This is a genomic window from Bacillus sp. GW823-FHT06A10 (assembly GCF_058795375.1).
Genome location: NZ_JBXAHT010000001.1, coordinates 1194283 through 1218783, shown reverse-complemented (window position 1 = coordinate 1218783; position 24501 = coordinate 1194283). Strand labels below are relative to the sequence as shown.

The 24501-nt window shown below is 34.0% G+C and carries 29 protein-coding genes; 6 read left to right on the top strand and 23 right to left on the bottom strand.

Translation table 11 applies throughout. From position 1 onward, the window contains the following. Positions 1-39: 39 nt before the first annotated feature. The 5 genes from AC1Q8M_RS06335 to spoIIP form a co-directional block, all read right to left on the bottom strand. A complete protein-coding gene (locus AC1Q8M_RS06335; protein ID WP_000405413.1) occupies positions 40-1515 on the bottom strand; it encodes an amidase family protein in 1476 nt (491 codons plus the stop codon). Between the two features lie 180 nt (positions 1516-1695). Beyond that, positions 1696-2142 carry an NUDIX hydrolase gene (locus tag AC1Q8M_RS06330; RefSeq protein ID WP_000178286.1) on the bottom strand — a complete coding sequence of 149 codons (447 nt, stop codon included), beginning with the start codon at positions 2140-2142 and terminating at the stop codon, positions 1696-1698. A 23-nt stretch (positions 2143-2165) separates the two neighbouring features. Continuing rightward, a complete protein-coding gene (locus AC1Q8M_RS06325; RefSeq protein ID WP_000747650.1) occupies positions 2166-2906 on the bottom strand; it encodes a M15 family metallopeptidase in 741 nt (246 codons plus the stop codon). Positions 2907-2917: 11 nt separating this feature from the next. Then, on the bottom strand, positions 2918-3415 hold the full coding sequence (locus tag AC1Q8M_RS06320) for a GNAT family N-acetyltransferase (RefSeq protein WP_002093964.1): 498 nt from the start codon (positions 3413-3415) through the stop codon (positions 2918-2920). A gap of 268 nt (positions 3416-3683) precedes the next feature. Further along, positions 3684-4838, bottom strand: a complete 1155-nt coding sequence (spoIIP, locus tag AC1Q8M_RS06315; RefSeq protein WP_001079282.1) for a stage II sporulation protein P — start codon at positions 4836-4838, stop codon at positions 3684-3686. An 88-nt stretch (positions 4839-4926) separates the two neighbouring features. On the opposite strand from spoIIP, the gene AC1Q8M_RS06310 reads away from it, so the two are divergent. Continuing rightward, entirely contained in the window at positions 4927-5223 is a 297-nt protein-coding gene (locus AC1Q8M_RS06310; protein ID WP_000770732.1) for a hypothetical protein, read from the top strand. A 4-nt stretch (positions 5224-5227) separates the two neighbouring features. Beyond that, positions 5228-5533, top strand: coding sequence for a permease (locus AC1Q8M_RS06305; RefSeq protein WP_071714392.1), 306 nt, complete (start codon positions 5228-5230; stop codon positions 5531-5533). Here the strand turns inward: AC1Q8M_RS06305 and AC1Q8M_RS06300 are convergent. From AC1Q8M_RS06300 to AC1Q8M_RS06275, 6 genes are all read right to left on the bottom strand, one after another. Next, the gene (locus AC1Q8M_RS06300) at positions 5506-6072 is read right to left on the bottom strand and encodes a DUF1572 domain-containing protein (protein ID WP_002093963.1); all 567 of its coding nucleotides are present in this window, start codon (positions 6070-6072) and stop codon (positions 5506-5508) included. The genes AC1Q8M_RS06305 and AC1Q8M_RS06300 overlap by 28 nt on opposite strands. Then, on the bottom strand, positions 6053-6382 hold the full coding sequence (gene csaA / locus AC1Q8M_RS06295) for a chaperone CsaA (protein WP_001263013.1): 330 nt from the start codon (positions 6380-6382) through the stop codon (positions 6053-6055). The genes AC1Q8M_RS06300 and csaA overlap by 20 nt, the downstream gene beginning before the upstream one ends. A 65-nt stretch (positions 6383-6447) precedes the next feature. Beyond that, complete coding sequence (gene brnQ4 / locus AC1Q8M_RS06290) at positions 6448-7785, bottom strand: branched-chain amino acid transport system II carrier protein BrnQ4 (RefSeq protein ID WP_396530541.1); 1338 nt, start codon at positions 7783-7785, stop codon at positions 6448-6450. Between the two features lie 453 nt (positions 7786-8238). Then, entirely contained in the window at positions 8239-8886 is a 648-nt protein-coding gene (cbpA, locus tag AC1Q8M_RS06285) for a cyclic di-AMP binding protein CbpA (protein ID WP_001220528.1), read from the bottom strand. 176 nt (positions 8887-9062) lie between these two features. Continuing rightward, positions 9063-9707 carry an HXXEE domain-containing protein gene (locus tag AC1Q8M_RS06280; protein ID WP_002153048.1) on the bottom strand — a complete coding sequence of 215 codons (645 nt, stop codon included), beginning with the start codon at positions 9705-9707 and terminating at the stop codon, positions 9063-9065. 8 nt (positions 9708-9715) lie between these two features. After that, positions 9716-10303, bottom strand: coding sequence for a TetR/AcrR family transcriptional regulator (locus AC1Q8M_RS06275; RefSeq protein ID WP_098855562.1), 588 nt, complete (start codon positions 10301-10303; stop codon positions 9716-9718). A gap of 266 nt (positions 10304-10569) precedes the next feature. On the opposite strand from AC1Q8M_RS06275, the gene AC1Q8M_RS06270 reads away from it, so the two are divergent. The 3 genes from AC1Q8M_RS06270 (at position 10570) to AC1Q8M_RS06260 (ending at position 13438) form a co-directional block, all read left to right on the top strand. Next, the gene (locus AC1Q8M_RS06270; RefSeq protein WP_000055271.1) at positions 10570-11439 is read left to right on the top strand and encodes a hypothetical protein; all 870 of its coding nucleotides are present in this window, start codon (positions 10570-10572) and stop codon (positions 11437-11439) included. A gap of 207 nt (positions 11440-11646) precedes the next feature. Continuing rightward, the gene (locus tag AC1Q8M_RS06265) at positions 11647-12954 is read left to right on the top strand and encodes a hemolysin family protein (protein WP_000353735.1); all 1308 of its coding nucleotides are present in this window, start codon (positions 11647-11649) and stop codon (positions 12952-12954) included. Position 12955: 1 nt separating this feature from the next. Then, the gene (locus AC1Q8M_RS06260) at positions 12956-13438 is read left to right on the top strand and encodes a DUF456 domain-containing protein (protein WP_000217336.1); all 483 of its coding nucleotides are present in this window, start codon (positions 12956-12958) and stop codon (positions 13436-13438) included. A 24-nt stretch (positions 13439-13462) separates the two neighbouring features. Here AC1Q8M_RS06260 and AC1Q8M_RS06255 read toward each other — a convergent pair whose 3' ends face one another. The 4 genes from AC1Q8M_RS06255 to cls all read right to left on the bottom strand — a co-directional run bounded on the left by AC1Q8M_RS06255 (position 13463) and on the right by cls (position 16268). Next, positions 13463-14086, bottom strand: coding sequence for an NAD(P)-dependent oxidoreductase (locus tag AC1Q8M_RS06255; RefSeq protein ID WP_000861649.1), 624 nt, complete (start codon positions 14084-14086; stop codon positions 13463-13465). 101 nt (positions 14087-14187) lie between these two features. Further along, positions 14188-14367 carry a hypothetical protein gene (locus tag AC1Q8M_RS06250; RefSeq protein ID WP_001045960.1) on the bottom strand — a complete coding sequence of 60 codons (180 nt, stop codon included), beginning with the start codon at positions 14365-14367 and terminating at the stop codon, positions 14188-14190. A gap of 226 nt (positions 14368-14593) precedes the next feature. After that, on the bottom strand, positions 14594-15052 hold the full coding sequence (locus tag AC1Q8M_RS06245) for a spore coat protein (RefSeq protein ID WP_000340543.1): 459 nt from the start codon (positions 15050-15052) through the stop codon (positions 14594-14596). Between the two features lie 31 nt (positions 15053-15083). Next, on the bottom strand, positions 15084-16268 hold the full coding sequence (gene cls, locus AC1Q8M_RS06240) for a cardiolipin synthase (protein WP_002093961.1): 1185 nt from the start codon (positions 16266-16268) through the stop codon (positions 15084-15086). Between the two features lie 160 nt (positions 16269-16428). Here cls and AC1Q8M_RS06235 point away from each other — a divergent pair, with 160 nt between their 5' ends. Continuing rightward, positions 16429-16515 carry a YjcZ family sporulation protein gene (locus tag AC1Q8M_RS06235; RefSeq protein ID WP_000505094.1) on the top strand — a complete coding sequence of 29 codons (87 nt, stop codon included), beginning with the start codon at positions 16429-16431 and terminating at the stop codon, positions 16513-16515. Positions 16516-16641: 126 nt separating this feature from the next. Here the strand turns inward: AC1Q8M_RS06235 and AC1Q8M_RS06230 are convergent, their stop codons facing one another. The 8 genes from AC1Q8M_RS06230 to cotH all read right to left on the bottom strand — a co-directional run bounded on the left by AC1Q8M_RS06230 (position 16642) and on the right by cotH (position 24493). After that, a complete protein-coding gene (locus AC1Q8M_RS06230) occupies positions 16642-17148 on the bottom strand; it encodes an acyl-CoA thioesterase (protein ID WP_000141164.1) in 507 nt (168 codons plus the stop codon). Between the two features lie 119 nt (positions 17149-17267). Next, positions 17268-18137, bottom strand: a complete 870-nt coding sequence (locus AC1Q8M_RS06225; protein WP_000488059.1) for a TIGR03943 family putative permease subunit — start codon at positions 18135-18137, stop codon at positions 17268-17270. Between the two features lie 3 nt (positions 18138-18140). Further along, complete coding sequence (locus tag AC1Q8M_RS06220; protein WP_000418716.1) at positions 18141-19037, bottom strand: permease; 897 nt, start codon at positions 19035-19037, stop codon at positions 18141-18143. A 198-nt stretch (positions 19038-19235) separates the two neighbouring features. Next, positions 19236-20177, bottom strand: coding sequence for a magnesium transporter CorA family protein (locus tag AC1Q8M_RS06215; protein ID WP_000932389.1), 942 nt, complete (start codon positions 20175-20177; stop codon positions 19236-19238). 333 nt (positions 20178-20510) lie between these two features. Further along, complete coding sequence (locus AC1Q8M_RS06210; RefSeq protein WP_000678842.1) at positions 20511-21890, bottom strand: putative polysaccharide biosynthesis protein; 1380 nt, start codon at positions 21888-21890, stop codon at positions 20511-20513. 97 nt (positions 21891-21987) lie between these two features. Beyond that, a complete protein-coding gene (gene uptA / locus AC1Q8M_RS06205) occupies positions 21988-22590 on the bottom strand; it encodes an undecaprenyl phosphate transporter UptA (protein ID WP_000880691.1) in 603 nt (200 codons plus the stop codon). Positions 22591-22694: 104 nt separating this feature from the next. After that, complete coding sequence (locus AC1Q8M_RS06200) at positions 22695-23312, bottom strand: NUDIX hydrolase N-terminal domain-containing protein (RefSeq protein ID WP_000153584.1); 618 nt, start codon at positions 23310-23312, stop codon at positions 22695-22697. A 104-nt stretch (positions 23313-23416) separates the two neighbouring features. After that, positions 23417-24493, bottom strand: a complete 1077-nt coding sequence (gene cotH / locus AC1Q8M_RS06195; RefSeq protein ID WP_000937999.1) for a spore coat protein CotH — start codon at positions 24491-24493, stop codon at positions 23417-23419. Between the last annotated feature and the right edge of the window lie 8 nt (positions 24494-24501).

Genomic DNA, 24501 nt, shown 5'->3' with positions numbered 1-24501 from the left:
AAAAGGACAGGCATTCCCTGTCCTTTTTATTTATTCTATTCATGACAAGTTTGGGATTTTTCTATGTTTTGTCGCCTGTTCAAAAGCGTAAGCTAGCTTAATTAACATCCCTTCACTAAAGGCAGTACTTGCAATCGTAATTCCAAAAGGTCTCCCGCTTTCCATATACCCTGCAGGTATTGCTATAGACGGATAACCCGCTTTCGCACATATAGTAGAAGCTATATAGGAAGGAAACAGTATCGCATCAAGATTATATTTTTCCAATGCAAAATCAATGCCTTGTTCTTGTGAAAAATATATATCTTCTAATCTTGCATTTAAATATTCTGGATTTCGTAACGTATTAGGAAAATCTTTTCTTCCCTCTAACTTAGTTTGTCCATATTTTAAAGCTCTTTCTGCTATGTTTTTATTAAACTCCATTAACTCCGAAATAGAATGTACCGGAATAGTAGAAGGTAATTTAGAAAGATAGTTATCTAAACTATGCTTCAGTTCATAAATCGGCACTCCCCAACTCCATTCTCTATGAAAAGAAGGAATATTAATATTTTCTACTACTGTCGCTCCTTCATTACGTAATACTTGGATCGTTTCCTTAAACAAGATTTCATCATACTCACCATTTTCGTAATAATCTTTTGGTGCATCGTTAAACACACCAATCTTCGCTCCATTTAAGCCATTAACATTAAGATATTTTGTATAATCCTGCTCTGCCCTACCTTCACTTCTATGAGTAGCAACATCTTTCTCATCTACTCCAATTAAACTCCCTAGCAAAATAGCAGCATCTGTTACCGTTCTAGCAAATGGTCCAGCTGTATCTTGCGAATAAGTAAATGGAATAATTCCTCTACGACTAATTAAACCGACAGTCGGTTTAATACCTACTACAGAATTTTGAACAGCGGGGCTCAAAATAGAAGCATCGGTTTCTGTCCCAATAGATACTACTGTAAAGTTAGCGGCAACTGCTATCGCAGATCCTGTACTAGATCCGCCAACAAACATATGGTCCTTGCCCGTTCCGTATGGATTGATTGTTTGACCACCTCTTGCACTATATCCAGCCCACATTTCAAAAGACATTGCATTTGCTAATTCTGTCATATTTGTTTTTCCTATTATTACTGCTCCGGCTTCTCGTAATTTTGTAACGAGAAATGCATCTTCACTGCTTATATTTTGTTCTAGAGCAATCGTACCTGCACTTGTATGCATGGAGTCATTCGTTTCAATATTGTCTTTAAGCAAAACAGGTATACCATGTAATGGACCCCTTATACCTTTTGTCTTTCTTTCATAATCTAACGCTTCTGCAATAAAAATAGCATCTGGATTGATTTCTAAAATAGAATTAATTTCCGGTCCGTCTTGGTCATACTTTGCGATTCTATGAAGATAATACATCACTAATTCCTTTGAAGTTAACTGCCCAGATTCCATTTCGGTTTGTATATCATGAATTGTTAATTCTTTTTTTAATACTGGATTAAACTGAATCTCCATTTATATTCTCCCTTATAGCAACTTTTTTGCGTATAACTCTTACTTTTTCATCTTTTCATCCCAACTATTCCAAACTAATATTCCTTTAAAGAAATTCAATTTATCTATTCAAAAAGCCTTTAATTTCCCGAAAAATAAAAAGAGTCTAAAACGAATGAACTTTCGCTTCAGACTCTTTTATTACTTTACATATATCTCATCTAATAAGTGTAAAAACTCTCCTTGTTTCCCTGCTAATTCAGGGCATTTTGCAATATTAACCCATTCGTAGCTAAACGCTAAACTTTGATCTTTCTCACCAGCACTTACTATATGTTCCCATGTATCTTTTACATCAGTTAGTAAAGTTACATGAAAAAAGTGACGTTTTTCATATTCCTGTTTTTCCTTCACATGTATAATGTAATCTGCTAAAAAACGCTCTATACATAAATGACGTAATCCGGATTCTTCCTGTACTTCACGCAATATAGCCGCTTCTAACGTTTCACCTTCATCAACCGTTCCCCCTGGCACTTGAATACCAGCTTCATGTATATCACGATGTTTAAAAACCAGTAATTGCATAACCCCCTCTTTTTCTCTTGTAATATATGCATGTACTTTTTTCTTATATAACATCGTCATTATACGTCTCTCCCCTCAATCATTTACTCTGTTACTTCTTCAAGCGTCAGTTGATTATCATACAAATAAGTAGCTTGTGGATTTCCCACATACCTTACGTGCCATGGTTCATACCGATAGCCCGTAATCGTTTCTTTCGCTTTTGTGTATCGAATCACAAAACCAAATTTATGGGCATTTTCAGAAAGCCACTGACCTTCTTTCGTTTCCCCAAAAACCGTCTCTAACTGAAATTTAGCAGATTGAGACGTAATATCCATAGCTAATCCAGTTTGATGCTCACTTGTGCCAGGAACCGCGCTAGACATTGCTGTTTTTGCTTCCCCATCTTGTTTTTTATACATCGTATTTAATGCTTTTTGTCGATCAAAGGATCTAAATCCAGAAACTGCAAAAAGGAAAATACGCTCGTTGTTAGCTTGCTGGAACATTTCCTCAAGCGCCCTCGCTGCCTCTTTTCTCATCTTTTTCTTTTCTTGATCACCTTCACTAGAGTAGCGCACTTTCGGAATAACTAAATCTGGCGGTCTATAACCATCTGGTAAACGCCTACTTTTATTCACAAGTACAAGCATTGAATTCGGATTATTAATTACCGCAATATCCCCATCCATATTAGCAATCGTTTCTTTCGCTTTTGGAAATATACTATTTACACTTACTTCCCGCGCCTGCTTATCCTTATACATTTTATAATTGATTCCTGCTACTCCAACAATAATTATTGCAGCTACGATACCGAGTAGTGCCCATCTTTTTTTCATATAACGACCTCTTATTTTAATAATTTGGCCATTTCATACTCATCGATGTCCTTTCCATCGATAATAAGAGCAGCTTTTTTGACACCTTCTTTCTCAAATCCAGCTTTTTTATATAGTGCCTGAGCTCTTGTATTGTGGGCCATTACTGTTAATTCTAAACGCCATACATCATGTAATTTTGCCCACTTCTCAACCTCTTTAAACAATCTCGTCCCAATACCTCGCCCGTTATACTCTTGCAAAATACCAATTACAATGCTTGCCACATGCCTCTTTCTTTGAATGTTATTTCCATTCACTAATATAAAACCTATTATTCTCTCATCTTCAACTGCTACAAATATTGTTGCATATTCATTTTCTATAAATCGCTGGATCATTTTTTCTTGTTGCTCAGCTGTAGTTTTCCTTTCTCCTGGTTCATATAACATAAACTTCGTTTCTTCATCTAATTGCTTACTTAATTGCAAAAATGATGCTGCATCTTCTACTTTGATCTCCCTAATCACCTAAATCACCCTATCAATTTCATAATATAAAAATTTTCCTTGTAAAAAGATTTTCTCTGCCATTTCAAAAATCCCTTTCTAATTCTCCTATTATAATTAGACAAATTTCGATATCGCTATAATAATTATTAATCATGTCCATTTTGTGACATCTTGCTATCCACATTTCAAACCAACACAAAAAACGTAAGCATTACACTTACGCTTTTCCAAGATTGAAGTGAGCTAATAATTATCGATAGATACCCTGGCTAATTCAAGTTTCACTTTATCCATTCACTTTTTCTGCCTGCCAAAAATATTCACCAAATGCCTTAGCAAGTGCATCAATTGATCGATTCAATTCTTCCTCCGTATTATCTACACCGCCAACTTCTATTAATATCGCTTGCCCTGATAAATCTTGATTATAGATTCCATTTCCTGTTTGGAAACCTTTTTGAATGACCCCACGACTCACTCCTGGATATTTCTTATTAATCGCCTCATGTAAAGCTGTCGCTAATTGTAAGTTTTTTTCATAATTTTTATTTCCTTTCCCTACTACAAATGCAAGCTTCGCATATGATTTATCTCCAATTGTTTTTGTCGTTACATTCTTTCGAGCACTATCACGATGCAAATCAAAAAAGTATTGAAGATCTTTATTTCCAGCCATAGCTTGCTGCACAATTTCTCGTGACATTTTATACGAACTATTACTGTTTAAACCCTTACTTATTAACTTTTGACCAACATCACTCTTATCGTTAGTAGCTCCAATCCCTTCACCTTCTAGTTGTTCACGGAAACGATCTCCTAATATAGAAATATTCGATACAGAACTCGTTGCTTTATTCGGATTCGGGTCATTCGTTAAGTTAAGTAAAGGTAAATAAGATTCCCAGCTATGTGTATGATAAATAAACGCAACTTGTCTTTTCCCGGTCGTTTGGGACGGCTGTTTTTTCTCTTTATTCGTATCTTGTTTAGGTGCTTGTCCAGTTCCACTAGTCCGTTCTTTCACTACTTCTTCAAGAGGTACACTCGACTCTATCGGTAAGTTAGAATAGTTTGTGCCCTCACCCGCAATAACAATTTCTGTATCGTACTTACCAAACCCGGGTAGCTCTTTCCCGACAAAACTGCGTACATCATTAAAGCGAATATTTGTAGCCATAGAAAAGAGAAAAGAAGAAATTGAAAAATCTTGATTCAACTTTCGATACTCCTGTGTAAAATAATGATTCTCTTTTCCAAGTACATACATGTAACCATTCATCGATAACTCATTTAACCAATTATATAAATACGTTGACTTCGTCTCTTTCATAGAGGTTACCATCATACTAATAAGAAAAAAAGTCGCTAGCACTGTAGTAATAACAAATAAAACTAACTTACGCATACTTGTAAACTTCATAAAAAAAAAGCCCCGATTCATACTATCACCTCTCTATTTCAAGTTATGTACAAGCCCTAGAGAATAGACCGTTAAAATTTCGGCTATATTGTTAATGAGGTGAAATGAATTGAAGCTATTAATAGGAATATTACCAATCGCTCTATCATTCATTTTTTATTTGTCCGCTAAGCATCCAAAAGTCTCTATTGTACTACATATTTCTGCGTACTTGGCACTGTATGTACTCGGTACAATTATTTCCATTAATATATACGATGTTTTAATACAAGATTTAGTTTTCATGACGAGCATTCATGGGATTTTACTGAATCCATTTTTCCTTATTGCAGGAGCGTATATAGGAACATACACGTTGTACCTACTTATGTCTCACATTATTATAAAAATAAAAAATGGAGCGTAATGAAATGCAACCAACATTTATCTGTCATACATGCAAAAAAAGAATTGTGAGAAAGAAAGATCTTATTACCGCCACATGGTACTTCCGCTTTTATTTATTTCACAGTGATTGTTTTAAACGACAGCAAGTGTTCCTCTCACGATTTATCCCAGTAAATACACTTTTCAATTTCTTTCTTATTATGTATGGACTTATTTTTGGCAGCATTCTTATGATTACAGAACCATCTATTATTTGGCTGATTTTCTTATTTCCCATTTTTTATCGGTTTCTTTCTTATTATTATATTGAACGTTTTTTCTCTACATAACGTGCAGACTGACCTCTCGGAATACTTAAACATTCCCACTCATTTTCTTTTAACATCTTCCCAATGTAAATAATCTGACCAATATGCAATGCATAATGAGAAATTTGCCTTTCAATTGCTTGCATGACAGTATGTGCTTCACCGCGAATGTATACCGTCTTCAATAAGTGCTCCGGCGCTAAAGTATTCATCGTATTAAAAACATATTTCCATCCTTCTTGCCAAGCTATAAGGGCTTCTTCTTTTGAATGATAGCATCCCTCAAATTCACCATCTCGATTACGATCGGTTTTTTCACCATCAGACGTTAAAAAATCCGTCCATCTAGAACGCATATTACCGTGCAGATGCTTTATAATAATCGCTATACTATTTGTTTCTTCATGAGAATACCATTGTATTTGTTCATATGATAATTGAGAAAGTGCCCGTTCCCCTTGCTTCTTTGTTGCTTCAAAGTTCGAAATCGCACATTGCAAATATTCTCGTCCGATATCCATATTAGCCCCTACCTTCACCCTAGCTAATTTTCGTTCCATTTGGCAATTCCATATTAGGCTGAAGTAACACAACATCATCAGCTTCAGGAACACCACCAAGCACAAGCACTTCTGATTTGAATCCAGCTACACGCTTTGGTGGAAAGTTTACAACAGCAACGATTTGTTGACCGATTAAATCTTCTGGAATATACCTTTTCGTAATTTGAGCACTTGACTGCTTTATCCCGATTTCTCCAAAATCTATTGCTAGTTTAATCGCTGGTACTCTCGCTTCTTTAAATTCCTCTGCATGTATTACAGTTCCAATTCTCAAATCCAAATTTAAAAAATCTTCAAAATTAGCCATTTATCATTCCCCCCAATTATTACTTAGACAAAATACAAAAATTCCCTTCAAAAAAAGAAAGGTGCCTAAGCACCTTTCTTTTGTAATTCACTTGATTCATTTGATTTATAGAAGAAGAAACCGAGAATCCCGCCAATACATGATGGAATTAACCATCCGATTCCTTCGTTATATAACGGTAACATTTGTAGTACATTAGAAATCGCGTCAATTTTAATTTTCGCACTTTCTAAACCGTTAAAGAAACTAATTAACAATGCACCTAAAATAGCTCCAATATAAATTGTATTCCGCTTCCCAATCCACTTATGGAAATACGAAAGTACAATTAATACAATTGCAACTGGATAAATGATCATTAACACAGGTAATGTTACTGCGATTAATTGTGTTAAACCTAAGTTAGATACAATTAAACTAAATACACATACCATTGTTACAATCGTTTTATGCGAAAGTTTTGGGAATAAGTTTGTAAAGAAACCCGCACACGCAGATGTTAACCCAACAGAAGTTGTTAAACAAGCGAGTATAATAACAAGCCCTAATAAAACTTTACCACTCGTCCCATATAGCTCATTTACAACATTCGTTAAAATAAGACCACCGTTTTCTGAGACACCAAGTGATGTACTTGTTGAACCAAGATAAGCAAGTGATAAATAGATTAACGTTAAACCAAGTACAGCAATAATACCTGATACGACTGTTATTTTTGCAATTTGGCTACTCTCTTTTATCCCTTTAGAGCGAATAACTTGTACAACGACAATTCCAAATACGAGAGCACTAATTGCATCCATCGTTAAATACCCTTGAATAAATCCACCAAAGAAAGCATTCTCTTGGTAAGCAGCTAACGGCGCAGCCGGCTCTCCAATTGGATCAATAATTGCCTTTCCGACAATAACAGCAACAATTAATACCAATAGTGGCGTAAGAAACTTTCCAAACCAATCCACTAATTTAGATGGATTTAATGATAAATACCACGTTATTCCGAAGAAAACTATCGTGAAAAGAAATAGCATGTACCACTCTGAAACCATTGCCTCTGATAAAAACGGCTTCATACCCATTTCAAACGAAACAGCTCCAGTACGCGGAATCGCGAAAAATGGTCCAATTGCTAAATAACTAATCAATGGGAAAATAAACGCAAATATAGGGTGGACTCTAGAAGATAGCGCTTTCAAGTCCCCCTCTACAAACGCGACAGCTGTTACAGCTAGTAGGGGTAATCCGACTCCCGTTACAAGGAATCCTATTGTAGCAATCCAAACATTCTCTCCTGCTTGTTGACCTAAAACTGGCGGGAAAATTAAATTTCCTGCTCCTAAAAATAATGCAAATAGCATCAAACCAATTGCTACCGTATCACCTGGCCTTAAACGTCCCTTCATGCTCTTCATTTGCATAGCACTTTTTCATTGTTTATCTCTATATTTTACAATATGCTATGCATCCTCCTCTCTGCTCAAGATGATAAAATATGCCCCTTACAAAGCAGTGTCTTTCTCCATAATTTCTCCATTCCCCTTATTTTTACTCTAATCATTAATACAATTGTTATTTTTGAATTTTGAGTTTTTTGAATTTTTAAATCATTAGAGTGTTATTACGTGGAGTATAGTTGTCAGACCTCTTTGTTTTTATCACACATATAGTAACATATTTAGTTGCAAAATAAAAACATATTTTCAAATTGATTTTTTTGAAAATCGAAATTATCTACATTTTTTATTCTCTTACACAAATATTGTTATAATCTCACCTATTACCCTGTCGTTATTTTAAAATACCTTCACACACGTAACATAACAAAAGCCATCCAATAATTAGATGGCTTTTGTATGTTACTCTATCGTTTCAACTTCACGTGGATTTTTCATCTCTTCCACATATACAACTCTAAATCCGTGATCTTCTAAATCTTTCAATAATGTCTCTAATTCACCGTCGTTAAACTCTTCTCCTAATGTAAACATAATCCTACGAACTAATAGGGCATCATTATCAAAAGTCATCAAACTTTGAATACCAGTGTATTTCTTTAAAACTGTCGATAACTTTTGGATTGCTCCATTATAGTCTTGCGTTCCAATCATGACAGAGTATTTACTAGAGTGAACGCCCCATGCATCCTCTAATAACTCAAAAACTTTTTTATGCGTTAAAATTCCAAGGAAAACCCCTTTTTCGTCAACTACTGATAAATAAGGCAATTTTTTTATTGTAAAAAATACTTTAAAGAAAGAAGAATCTTCTCTCACAAATCCCTCTTTATCGTTTAATAATTGCATTACACTCTCGTCAAGTGATCCTTTATATTCTAAAATATCTACTTTATATATATTCCCTAAAAATTTCTCTTTTTTTTCATCTAAAACTGGTACACAGCGATACCCCGTTTTATTTAAATGCTCTAACGCTTCCCCTATCGTAATCGAACTTGAGCACAGTAAAACTTCCCTTTTTGGCACGTAATTCCCTTTAATCCTCATAAAAAGCCTCCTTATGTTAAAATACTTTCTGTGCCATAACTATATTATATTTTCAGAAAAAAATAAATGATTTATTTTATTTTTCTGAAAATTATTCATTTTCTTGTCATAATTTATTCATGAATCCTTCACTTGCACTTTCTTCCGCATCTAAAACCCTCCCTCTGAATTCTGAATCACTTCAATGTATCATTGTACGGACCTAATTGTTTTTTAGAAAAGTAATAATTTGTCTCCTTACTTTTCATTAACATATTTCCTTTTATAATTAAAAAATAGGTAGCTATTAGAAAGTAGATCACCCCAAATAACCAATCCAAATTTGTAGCCAGATTGTGTAAAAGAATATACCTCATATATACATAACCAATTGGAACATGTAGTAATACAACCGCACCTAATCCCGGATTATATATTGTTTTAGCTTTTATATTCGCAAAAATACCATGCCATATGAATTGAAAAAATCCCATTAAAATAGGTGCCAACCCAAGCCATATTATATTTTGAAAAAAAACCGGGAGTAAATAAAAAACATACGCAATCAAAATATTTATTACCATAGCAGATTGCGTATTTAATGGATAGCGGTCTGGTATATCACTTTTAAATATAACTACATTAAACAGACCAGCAAAATAACCTGGCCAACGATACTCTTCAAATTGATGCACTAAAATGGCCACAAAACTTAACCCTAACAGTACTTTTATTTCACTCATTTCTCCCAAATTCGCGACTAAAGAAACAACGACAACAATAGCGACAACTAACCCTATATCACACCAATGCTTTCTAAAGAAACTAGCCACCTCTATCACCCACTATCTCAATTTTTATAAAAATAGCGTTCAAATAGGAAATCAATCTGTTTTTCTACAGATGGTACTTTTATATCTGCCCCTGATTCGAGAATTGGCATCATTAATGTGGGAAGAAAAATGGATCCAAATATTTGCACCGTCATCATCATTAAAATTTCCTGATCCGTTTCATTTGTTATCTCGCTCAAAATATTCTTCACTTTACTGAAACCTAGCCTCTTCAAAAAATCCCCATATTCGTATTGAGATGTAAATACCGTAGTTCCCATTGCAATAATCTTCCTAACTAACTCCGGATATTGCCGAATTACTAGTACATAATCCAATAAAAATATTTTTAATCTTTCTTTTGCTGGCACTGTAATATTATCTAAAATAGAAAAAGTGCCTTGAAAGCTAATTAATAAAACTCTAATCGCCTCACTAATTAACTTTTCTTTTGAACCAAAATGGTAATTTACTAGCGCTATATTTATATCTAACAATGTTGAAATTTTCCTTATCGTTACCTTTTCAAAACCTTCTTTTTTAATTAATTCCAATGTTGTATTTAAAATCTTTTTTTTCGTTGATACGTTTTCATTCCCTCCCAATTTATCTCCCCCTCTAGAATGTATCAGTTAAACAACGATTTAAACATCGTTTAATTTTATGGTATCACTTTCCAATTGTAAAAATCTATTTAATACTTTCGACATTTCCCTACATTCTCTTCATTCCACACAAAAAATAGATTTCTAAATACAATTTAAAATTATCCATATGCCCATACATGAAGAAAAATATATTGTAACTTGCTCCAAAAACGGCTAAAATAAGAATAAGAATTTTCTGAATATTCCAAGAGTAGGTGGTTTATATGTCCTTATTACGCTCACATATATGTAAATTTATAATTGGTGTTATTGTTATTTTTGCCATAAGTCCTATTCCAGCTCTTTTTATTACACACAATTACTCTTATCAAAATGGATTTATTAGCATTTTTCAAAACTTCGCACAGCTTTCTTCTATATCAATTCCAAAGGTTGATTGGATGCATGAATCTATCTTTTTCTCAGCAAATCAAATGATACATACTTCTAATCATTCAACACCATTATTCCCTTACATATGGGAAATATATTTTATATCGATTGTTCGTTTTACTTTTACCCTTGCGATCGGATTTTTCATAAGTTTGGGTATCGGCCATTTATTTTTCAAAGTACCTAACTCGTTTAAAAAGTTTACTACTGTATTGAATTGGATACCTTACTCTTTTTGCACTGTAGTATTACAATGTTCAGTCTTATTACTACTTCTATACGTCGCACAATTTATAAACCTTCCTTACTACTCATCTTTTATCATCGTATGTAGTACTTCCATGATTATCGTTATGCAAGCAGTAAAAAAATGGATTCCTTTCTTGAAAAACACAAATGAATATGAAATAAAACATGATTCTTTTCTTGTGGATACATTGTTTTTGGCGCTTACTTCGAACCATAAATCAATTTTAGGTTCCATCATTCTTTCATTCGTTTTTATGGAATGCGTTTTTCATGCAAGTGGACTGTTACAATTTATCGTTCAATTTGGCGGAAATTCACCCATAATTGCTACAATCGGCTTATTACTACTCTATATCCCATATAGCATACTTTCTTTCCTTCAAACACTATGGACCACAAACTACTCCAAGCAACAGTCATACACTTTAACGAGAAGCGTTCCAAAACCTTAATTGAAATAACCCTCTATAATCTAAAAGTAGGGGGTTATTCCTTTTGTATAGCGGACAAAATAACAGCAAATTCAAAAACTATTACAGAAACATACCAATATTTGCCCTTTTCCTTTGACTATTCTTTTCATTTAGATTTATTATAAAAGTATAACATAATTGCAGGAGGTGACATCTTTATTCCAAACCTTGGAATGGAGAACACACTTGGACATATTAAATATTTTTCTCATCTTTGTACTTATTCTTATTTCTGGCTTTTTCGTTGCATCAGAATTCGCTGTTGTAAAAGTACGAAAAAGTCGAATTGACCAACTTGCAAATGAAGGTAATAAACAAGCTTTAGCTGCAAGAAGCGTCCTATCTAATTTAGATGTTTATTTATCAGCTTGTCAGCTCGGAATTACAATCACTTCTTTAGGGCTTGGTTGGCTTGGTGAACCGACTGTGGAACATATACTACGACCGCTCTTTGAAAAAATTAATATTACTGGAACAATGGCTAACACTTTATCTTTTGTTATTGCTTTTAGTGTTATTACATTTTTCCACGTTGTATTAGGTGAGTTAGTTCCAAAGTCTTTTGCAATTCAAAAAGCAGAAGCAATCACACTCAAATTTGCAAGACCTCTTATTTTATTTGATAAAATTATGTATCCATTTATTTGGTTACTCAATAGTGCAGCTATATTTTTCACAAAACTACTCGGATTAGAACCTGCCAAAGAAAATGAACTTGCTCATTCTGAAGAGGAATTGCGACTCATTTTAGGTGAAAGTTTTAAAAGCGGTGAAATAAACCAAACCGAATATAAATATGTAAATAACATTTTTGAATTTGATGATCGAGTTGCGAAAGAAATAATGGTTCCTCGTACCGAAATGATTTGCTTATCTACTGAAAATACGTTAGAAGAAAATATGGATATCGTCGCAACTGAAAAATATACACGCTATCCAATCATTGAAAAAGATAAAGATGATATCATCGGGATGATTAATACTAAAGAAGTATTCCATGATCAAACGAAAGGTATTTATAAACCACTTGAATCTTATATACATCCTGTTTTAACAGTATTTGAAACAGTTCCAATTCGTAAAACGTTAGTCCATCTTCAAAAAAATCGCGTTCAGATGGCAATCGTTATGGATGAATATGGTGGCACTGCCGGACTTTTAACGATGGAAGATATTCTTGAAGAAATCATTGGAGAAATTCAAGATGAATTCGATGCGGATGAATCACCTATGATTGAAAAGCGTACACCTAAGCTTACTGTTTTAGATGGAAAGGTGCTCATTTCTGAAGTAAATGATATGTTTGGCCTACATATTGATGATAGTGATTTAGATACAATTGGAGGATGGCTTCTCTCTCAAGCAGTTGACTTAAATATTGAAGCTGGTTATTCCATTGAATATGCTGGTTTTCAATTTAAAGTATTAGAACTTGATGGACATCAAGTCAAAAAAGTTGCTGTACATAAACTAGATATTAAAAAGGAGCTATAAAGTGACTGTTTTATTAACAATTTGTATCATTGCCTGTTTCCTTGTTTCATTTCTCGCCTTTATTTATCCCATTATCCCTGGCATACTTGCTGTCTGGGCTGGATATTTAATTTACCATTTCGGTATAAATGGAGGAGAATTAACAACTTCTTTTTGGATTATTCAAGTCATTTTCACTCTTTTCATTTTCGTTGCTGATTTTATTGCAAATGGATATTTCTTAAAAAAATACGGTAGTTCTAAATGGGGCGAACGTGTCGGAATGATTTCTATCATTGTCGGATCGTTCTTCTTCCCACCATTCGGACTTATTATCATACCGTTTTTATCAGTATTTATAACAGAACTAGTGCATAAAAAAGCGCCAAAAGATGCCTTTCTAGTTGGAGTCGCTACTGTAGTTGGTTTTTTAAGCAGTACAGTAGCGAAAGCAATTCTCCAAATCATTATGATTGTCATCTTCTTGTGTTATATCATATTTTAACCATCCCGACTTCGGGATGGTTTTTTAATATGCAATACCTACTCGACTATTTTCATATATGTTTTTCTTACATAGATCCCATGCAAAGTGTGCTGTATCACCCACTGTAATTTTCGATCCACCTTCTGGCAATATATCTTTTTCAGTTCGATATACCTCTGTCGCCTCACCGTCTATTAAATGTGTCGGACAAACAACTGTCCAACATAAATTATTACTATTACTTAGTACCTTATATGCAGCCAAATGATCTTCTGCTGCTGTTGTCGTTTTCCTTTTTGATTCCGTTGATTGAAAACGATATAAATTTAGATCCGTTCTTGCTTGTAAAATACCAGCCGTTCCTATTGTTATGATCTTATGAACCCCTTCTTCTTCCATTTGCTTAATAATTTGTGGCATACTCTTCGCTAATGTTCCATTTTGATCCGTTCCAAGTGCACTAATTACTATATCGCTTCCTTCTATCGCTTTTTTTATATCATTTTCGTTCAATACATTACCTTCTATCACTCGTAACCTTTCATGTTGTATTTCTATTCTATTTAAATCACGCGCTAATGCAGTCACTTCAGCTGAATCCTTTAATGCTAAATTAATTATGTTTGAACCTACTCGTCCTGTTGCTCCCAATATACATACTTTCATTTGTTTTCCCCCTCTTTCATTCTCTTTCTATTTTTCAATAATATCAATCAATTTACAACAAAAAAGCTTCCTCATATATGAGAGGAAGCTTTATTATTACTTTATTTCTTCTCTTTAGAATCAGTAGACTTCTCGGTTCCGCTTGTTTCTTTATCCTTTTTATCCTCTTGTTGTGTTGTTGTGTCGTCTTCTTTCTTCTTGTCCTCACCTTTACTACAACCTACCATTAATAAAGAACTTGCAAGTGCCATAGCAGTTAATGATTTAACCCATTTGTTCATTTGCGTTTCCTCCCTGTGATAGAATATGTACAACCTCATATTACTCTCTATTTTTAAAGGAGAGATTGAAAAACAGTAAATATACGGTAAATTTTTGTAAATTTTCTGATAACAAAAACTAATTTAAATTTACATATTTCATTTCCAATCGATACACAATAAAACTAATTTTTTTCTCTAAATGGACATAAAAAAACTAAGGCGCATACCATTCCGCCTTAGTTTCTCATGCAAACTTTTCATTTTCATATAGATGTGTAATCTTATATTCCTTCTTCATAACATATTGCCACACACTATAAGCGTAACGGTTCATTTTCAGGAAACAATTTTCCAAAAATGAGCGGAACTCCGGATTAGCAACTTCCACTGCAACTTGAGCAAACTTTAGAGCTAATCGTTTTAAGTGCGCAATATAACATGTTGCAATATGAATATCCCCTGTATATTTACTAACTGTTTCCTTTTCCATTTCATGCAAACCAAACTCCGTTGTTTCACAGGTTATATGCTGCACATTCTCTCCTTCTTGAAAATTTACTTGTTCATTATATGCTTGTAACATATATGGTAAATGGTGCTGTAATAGATTTTTTAATTCTTCGTCTCTGACCTTTCCAGCATACTCTCCAACCTTGTATATTAGCATATAACTATATCTCATTAACTCTTTCATACAATCCATGAAAGTGCCTCCCTTCTCTAGGGTCTATATGTTATAAATATGATGCTAAAACATTTGCTATTCTTGCTAAAAACCAATCCCATCTACTAATTTTCTCAAAATCTTCTTCAGAAAATCGTTTTGATTTATGAAAGTCTACCTTTAATCGACTCCATACTTCATCAACAACTGTTTTATCATATATGATACAGTTAGACTCACAATTTAAATAAAAACTTCTATTATCAAAATTCGCTGTCCCAATATCAACAATTTCTCCATCAATGATTGTTACTTTCCCATGAAAAAATCCATTTCGATATTGATAAATCTCCGCTCCAGCATGTAACATATCTTTCAAATATGGATAGGCAGCTTGTTTTAACAATATGGCATCACTTTTAAATGGCACGAGAATTTTCACATTAACACCACGATTTAATGCAGCTTTTAACTCTTTCACCATTTCTTTACTTGGTACAAAATATGGTGTAGCGATAATTAAAGACTTTTTAGCCTTTTTTAAAAGTGCCCCATACTTTTCCCATAAGCCTTTTCCATTTGAAAATAGATATTGATATTGTACATTCCCTAATGTCGGTATACTTTCATGTATAGGCATTTTTTCTCCTGTATCTTCTTTCCAATCTTCGGCGAACTTTCTTTCCATATCCGCTGCACCCTCACCATGGATGCGCACGTGATAATCACGCCATGGCCCGAACTTCGGATCTTGTCCAAGGTACTCCTTTCCGATATTAAAACCACCGACGTATGATACCTTTCCATCTATCGTAACAATACGTCTATGATTTCGTTGATGCAAAGAATAGAAAACATTTTTCAGTTTCGGTTTTTTACTAAATGTAAACTTCACACCGTTTTCCTTTAATCGGCTAATTACCTTTTTCTTCAGCTTATATCCACCTATTCGATCGACTGACAATTTCACTTCTACTCCACTAGATGCTTTTTTCTCTAATAACTGTAAAAACTCTTCGCTTATTTCATCTTTTCCTACAATATAAAAATGGATATATATATACTTTTCTGCTTCGTTTATATCCTCAAATAATTTTCTATATAACTCTTCACCGTTCGTATATAGTTGAAATTCACCTAATCGAACTTGTCCTAATTCATATTCACTAGCCATTTCCTTCCCCATTTCCACATCGATGTTCATCCAAATGAATACACCTATTAAACAAAGGATTATAGCGAAAAAGTGCTTCATGGATAAATTCCTTTCTCCACTTACTGTTATTTCTATATCTTCCCTTTTTTATTACATAATCATTCAAGAAAATATGTCATTGCATGATATATGTCCATATCAAACAATAGCTCATTTGCATATTGTATGTTGTATCTTAAAATAAAAGGAGGAAATAACAATGGGCTTCGCACATGGTAATGGATTTGCGCTATTAGTCGTATTATTTATCCTCTTAATCATCGTCGGTGCTGCTTGCTTCTGCTAAGTAGCTACTGTCATATGATATATGGATGAAAAAACTATAAAAGCGGACACCTATTTTTAGGTGTCCGCTTTTCATTTTAAAACCATTTCCGCCTGCTATTGTAACTTAAATGGCTAAACATTTATCTCAAAAGGTTAACAATGTGGCTACTTTCTTACTCTCTGCCTTACGTATATGACGCTGCTCTGCACGTAACACTGCAATACGATGTAATTCTTTCTCTTCTTCTGTTTCAGGGATAACACGCGGTACTGGAACTGGATTATTTTCCTTACTAAGTGCAACAAAAGTAACGAATGACGTTGCCGCTATACGCTTCTCACCTGAAATTAAATCTTCAGCCACTACCTTCACAAACACTTCCATCGAAGTTCTTCCCGTCCAAATTACGAAAGATTCATAACTAACACAATCTGAAGAACGAACAGGATGTAAGAAATCAACCCAGTCCATAGATGCTGTGACACATTCCTTTCTCGAATGTCTGGATGCTGAAATAGAAGCAACCATATCCATCTCCGCTAATATCTTCCCACCAAATAGCGTGTTATGATCATTTAAATCTGTTGGGAATACCCGGCTCGTTTTGAACACCCTTGACTCATTGGCTGTTTTCCCCTTTACTTCTGTCATTGTTATCACCCCTTTAATGATCTATCCCTAATATTTCAATAATCCCTATACTAAATGAACTACACGTTTAATATTAGCAACATTCAGAACCTTTAGTCCACAAAAAAGAACCGATTTTATCAATCGGCTCCTCTAAATACATATTGTTCTTTCGGCTGTTCAACTTTATTCCATTTTGTTACTTCTAATACAGGAATATTCGCATGAAACGGCTGATAAAACTCAGTAGTTATCTCTCCTTCTACTTGAATCCAGTCATCATTATTCCACTCTACGCCTTCTGGTTTTTTCACTAACATACCATATACACCAGAATCCGCTACACAGTGTATAATACCGAAACGGAATAAGAAATATTGTTCTTTTTTAGAAGAATCATCTCTAAAAACAAACCCTTTAAAAGATAATTTTTTCCCAGTAAACTCGCCAGGATAATTATAAATTGTTTCCATACCCTTTAGGAAGTCTTCATCTTTCAAATTAATATTGTCTTTCGTAACAAACTCTTTCTTCCCTTTTTCCATTACACCTCGGTATCCTTCTTTCCCGTAATAAATACTCGTATCAGGTCTTAGAAATTGTCTTGTCATAAATGGATCCTTACTTTCTGCTTGTGCAACAGGAAAATGAAATCCTTTCGCTTTAACAATATCTGAATCTAACGTTGCAATCGGGAAAAATAAGCCTGAGATAATTGGAAAACAAAACAAGGAGTACGAAAATGCTTTTTTCCACCATGTATTCTCATCTTTTGAATGATCATGTCCGCAATGGCTATGGTCACAACTGCAATCATTTTTCTCTTTTTCCTTTTGGTGCTCTTTTTGGAAAACGACGATAATTTGTACAATCGTTAAGAAACCTAAAATAATTGCTGCTGTTGTTGATAAATAGGCATACTTCATATTGATATACTTCGTAATGTTACCGGAAATATGAAGCTGCGCAATTAATATTGTAAAACCTAATAATATATATGCTCGAAACATAACCTACCACCCCATCGCATAAATGAGTAGTGAGCTTGCATAAACAACAAGAGTAACTGTAACTATAACAACAATTACAAATTTAGTTTTAAATGTCGCAAGCATCATAAACATATTTTTAATATCCACCATCGGTCCGTAAACGAGGAACGCGACAAGTGAAGCTGTTGAAAACGTACTTTGGAACGAAGAAGCGATAAATGCATCTGCCTCTGAACAAAGTGATAATATATAAGCAAGTCCCATCATAACAGCTGATGAAGAAAACGGACCTTGTCCAATAGCAAGAAGTGTTGAAGTTTGTACAAACGTTTGTACCGCTGCTGCAATTAACGCACCTAGTACTAAATATTTTCCCATTGAGAAGAATTCCTCAACAGCGTGTGTACATACATCCCACATTTTTTTACGCAGTGGACGCTTATTATTCACTTCTGGGAAGTGATCATCTCTTAATTGATGTTCTTTAAACATAAAGGATAATATAATTCCAACGATAATGGCTACGATAATCGCTACAATAGAACGATACCATACCATGTGCATACTACTCCCAAAGGCAACGTATGTTGCAAATAAAACAACTGGATTAATAATTGGACCAGTTAACATAAATGCAATCCCTGCATATGGTGGAACGCCTTTTCCGATTAATCGTCTTACAATCGGAACAATTCCACATTCACAACCTGGAAACAACATGCCTAAAAAAGTAGCTAATAAAACAGACAGAAATCGGTTCTTCGGCATCCATTTAGCCACCATATCTTCTGTCACGAACATTTGAATGAATCCTGAAATAAATACACCAATTAGCACAAACGGAAGTGCTTCGATCAATATGGAGATAAAAATTGTATTCATTTGCAGGAATGCTTTCGGTAATTGAAACAATTCCATGATGTATTTCCTCCAACTTTTCATTAACAATATGTAATTTTAACCCCATTTCATTAATTGGACAAGGTTTATATGGCATACATACCCTTTATATACATTACATTGTACAAGTTATATTCTATTCAAAATTTGAGATTTCATAGCAAAAAAGCTGCTCTAGCGTAGTTATATAACTATGCTAGAGCAGCTTTCTTATCGTTAAAAGTAACGTTTCTTCCAAAAAACAAAAGCTAACGTGAAAGATAGTGTTACACATATGATGAGTACAATTACAAAACCGTGGGCTTCCCCTTCAAACGGAACCTTTACGTTCATTCCAAAGAAACTAGAAACCATCGTCGGTAAAGATAAAATGATCGTAATTGACGTTAACAGTTTCATAACACTATTTAAATTATTTGATATAACGGAGCTAAAAGTATTCATCATTCCACTTAAAATGTGACTATATATTTCCGCCATTTCAATAGCCTGTTTATTTTCAATTAATACATCTTCTAATAAATCTTGATCGTCTTCATACATTTTTAAAAATGTACTATTACGCATTAACTTTTGAATTACAATTTTATTAGCCTTTAATGACGTTGTAAAGTATACTAAACTTTTCTCAAGGCCTAATAATGTGAAAATCTCTTTATTTTTCATTGACTGATTTAATTGATGCTCTAAATCAATTGTTTTTCGATTTATTTGCTTTAAGTATCTTAAATAATAAGTAGAAATCGTATATAAGAGTTGAAGTGCAAAGCGCGTCTTTTTAAACGTATAAAATTCTTTAATACGTTGATTAATAAAACGTTCAAAAATTGGATTCTCTTCTAAGCAGATTGTAACAAAACAATCCGGCATCACAATCATACCTATTGGAATCGTGTCATAAATCGAATTTCCTTCTTCGTCATGTCTAACTGTCGGAATATCCACGATAATTAAAGTATTATTGTCTTCCTTTTCAATACGAGAGCGTTCTTCATCATCCAAAGGGTCTTTAATGAAATCTAAGTCTACATTTAAAGTTTGTACTAGATATTGAATTTCTTCTTCTGTTGGATGAAGTACATTAATCCAGCACCCCTTTTGCATTTCCTCAATCTCTTGTAGTTTTCCGTTTCGGTCTGTTAAATATATATTTAACATACTATCACCCCGATTCTTTTTACATGTAGGAATCTACCTCTCTTAAATCACAGTTTTTAAACCGCCATTCTCAGCATATGAAACATACGTTTAAATTTCAATAGAAAAATTATTTTGAAAACGTTTTTATAGGAATAATATTATAAAGTGGAACTTTAATCAGTGGGTGGCTTCATCCCCCACTGATTATTAGCCCTCACAAATCGGGCTTTTACAGGCTACCCGCCCCCAACCAAACTTCTTTTCTTTCGCTGAATTTTGAGGTGAGGGTCTCACTGCCCGTTAAAGCGGGATAAACATAGAAAAAGACAGAGTGCTCTCTGCCTTAAAAGCTTATGTTGCCTTTATAACATATTTAGAAAGCATCCACAAGTTAAAACCGACTGAAATCGTATAGCCAGCGTATGTTGAAATGATAAAACTTACATAATCGAAATACGGAAGCAATACAATATTTAAAACTATCTTCACAATAATTCCAATCACTAGTCCTAGCACCGTCTTCTGCTGTTGATTGATTCCTTGTAGCATAGCAGCCGTTACTGTAAAAAGAGAAAATAATATGCAAGCAGGAGCATAATACTGTAAAATGATTCTCCCCATCTCTGGATCATTTCCAGCACCGAATAAAAGAGTATATACAGGCTTGGCTAACACCATCATTCCAATTGCCGCCGGTACCGTAATCGCTACTACTAATACATTTGTTCTCGTAAAATGTTTGTACAATAGCTTCGTATTTCCTGCTGTGTAAGCTTTCGTCATCTCTGGTACGAGAGACATACTAAAAGCTGTCGCAACGGATACCGGGATAAGCACAACCATTTGAACAAGACCAATTATCGCATTAATTTTTTCCGCTTCTCCTTGCATATACCCTATTTGTATAAGTAGTTTATTAATTGTAAATGTATCAATCGTCTGATACAACGGAATTGCTAAGCCCACCACAACAAAAGGAATAGAATATGTAAAGAGCTCCTTATAAAGCGAGAAAAAAGATTTCGTTGTTTGTGGTATACTTGCCATTTCTTTTTTCTTTAAGTGCCTTCTCCTTCTCATATAATACGCACTTAAAACAGTTAATCCACCTACCGCTCCCATAAAGGCACCAAATGTTGAAATACCAACTGCTAGCGAGACAGATGCTTTTAAAATATATAAAACGACAAAGCTTCCTATTAAAATGGTTAAAACCCGAAAAAATTGCTCTACAACGACACTTAATGCAGAAGGCCCCATCGATTGGAATCCTTGAAAGAAGCCCCTTAATAAACTCATTACTGGCACAAGTATTAACGCAAAACTTACAATTCGAATATTAGTAGTAACCGCTCCTACACTATTCCCCGTTTGATCATTCCCATCGATGACAAGCTTAGCTAAATGCGGAGCTAGCATATATAACGTAAAACACGAAATGACTCCCATTATAAACATAAACACGATTCCACTTTTCAACACTCTCTTAACCGTATGATAATCATTCAGTTGATCATATTTTGATACCATTTTTGAAACTGCAAGTGGTAATCCCATTGTCGCAATGCTGAGCATAATGGTATAGGGACGATATGCATACGTGTATAAAACATACCCACTCGTACCGACCATTGCTGTAAATGGTATAACATATATAAATCCTAACATTTTTGATATCATCGTTGCCATCGTTAAAAATATAGTTCCACGTATAAACGGTGACCCTTTCATCACATTCCTCCGCTACGCTTTATTATTACACATTATGGACAACTCCTTTTTTTTAGAACCGGAAACAAATAAAAAAGCCAATGAAAAATCATTGACTTTAACGCGCAGCTTTTTTCTTTTTGAAATACTTTAAACCAAAGTATAGAGCAATAAAAAGAACAGCTCCTATAATTATGTAATGTGTGTAATCAGATGCATACTCTTTAATTTGTCGCCAATTCCCACCAAGTTTTTCACCTAAGTATATAAATAGAATTGACCACGGAATGATCGCTACAACCGTATAAAGTGTAAATAGTTTTAATGGCATCTTAGCTAGTCCTGCTGGAATAGAGATCGCATGACGTACTACTGGTATAAAGCGCGCAGAAAATATTACGCCTGCTCCATAACGTTTAAACCAACCTTCTGCTATGTCTAAATGATGTTTATTAATAAGTAGATATTTCCCGTATTTCTCTACAACCGGACGCCCTCCGTAGTATCCAAGCCAGTATAAAAAGATTTGTGCTAAAGTACCACCAATCGTTCCGGCGATAACTGCACCAACAAAACTAATTTTACCATTCGCTACTAAAAAGCCAGCATACGAAAGTACAATTTCACTTGGGATTACTTCAATCATTAAAGCAAGAGCTACTCCAAAGTAACCTAAGCTTGCAAAAAATTGCAATAACTGATCTATTATGTTTGCTAACATGTTCTTTTTTATCTCCTTTTTTCTTCACATACCATCCCATTATTACATAAAGGCTGCAATCTGCCAATATCTTCATTTTAACAATATGTACAATTCAAGCAGGATTAATCTATTAATTTCTCTTTCTGCGGGTCTTTCATGTAGGCAAACATTTCTTTAATTTGGTCTTCTGTATTTCTAGCAATTGATAAATTAGGCAATTCATTTTCACCAAAAAACTCCACCTCTTCTGTTTCAATACTAGTTTTCTTTTCTCCACCAATAATCTCGCATCCAATGAAAATCTTATATACATGCGTCGCCGATGGAGATGGTTGATGTTTTTCTTTATCAAATATAGCTAGTAACTTAAAATGATCTACCTCATAACCAGTCTCTTCGAAAACTTCTTTTGCTGCAACTTCGGTTGGCGTATAACCGACATCAGCCCATCCACCTGGCAATGCCCATTTCCCATCGCTTTTTTCTTTCACAAATAATAACTTTTCATTTTGAAAAACAACCGCTCTTATATCAACTTTAGGTGTTTGATAGCCTGTCTCACTTGCAAATAATTTCTCTACGACTTCCCAATCTGTTTTCGTGTAATGTGACATCATTGAAATAGAAATATCTCGTAATTGCTGGAAACGCTCAATATCATACACATCCTTAGAATACGTTAAACCCGCTTGAGCTATAGATTGTATTTGTTTTACCCAATCAATCCATTTAATCGTCATATATCCGCATCCCCATTCTCTATCAAATATATTACTTCATTTTTATTGATACATCTTTATTATACAAAAAAAAGAGATTGATAACGTTTCAATCTCTTTCAAAATTAATCCAATTCATGTAAGTGGTCTTGTATATACTTTCTTCTCTTATTTATATATTCATAAATCATATCAGCCTCTTGATCAAATGTTTCTAATTTTTCTTTCATGTATGGATCTTGTAGTAAATATGGACGAATCAATTCACACAACCCTTCTACTTTCGGCCTCATAAACGAAACTGTAAATTGATCTTCTAATATTTCTTCTAAAATACTTCGATACTGCTTTCTAAATACAGGTATGTCTAGCAATCTTGCACTTAACGTATTATACCCTTGAATGCGAATATATTCATGATTGAGTGGTCTTCCTTGTACATCTCGCCCCCAAGTCGCATCATAATCCCACGGTATAACTTCAAATAAATTTGTTTCATCGTTATGATATAGTGCGTAGTTATGAACGAAACCATCAAAGTTTTGTGTAAAAATAACTCCTGCTAACCATCTTAAATATTTATCGACATGTAGAAACTTCCCAATCTCTTTTTCATAGGCTTCCCTCGTCAAAGTATTCGCTTGAAATACAAATTCACTCAGTTGTTCTTCACTATTTTTATTCGAATATTTAAATTCATAACCCGCAAAGAGCTCTGTCTTAACATCTTTATCTCGTTCACTCATTAATGAAAAATTCGCATCATCATCTATCGCATAATAAATAGAACCACTCGGTAATCCTCTATTTTTCAAAAAATTTTCATCAACCGATTCTAACTGTAAATACACACCTTGAATTTGACCATTAATTTTTATAAATACATGTTGTGATTTTGGCGAAAGTACACCAATATCATGAAAAAAATCTAAAGATAATTTATTTCGTATGAGAGACGGATCCATAAACTCCGAATTTAAATGAAACTCTTTCGCACCTTGAAATTTTTTAGGCTTATAAAACATAACATGATAAGACTTTTTCTCAAATTCGCGAATATGAGCCCCACGGTATACGATATCAATGTCATACTTCTTTTTTCCATAAGTTAATTTTGCTGGCACTGGACTATCTGACCAAATGTCCTTTTTCAATTCCACTAAGTACATTGGATGAACAAAAAAATCATATGAAGGCAGCATGTTTTCTC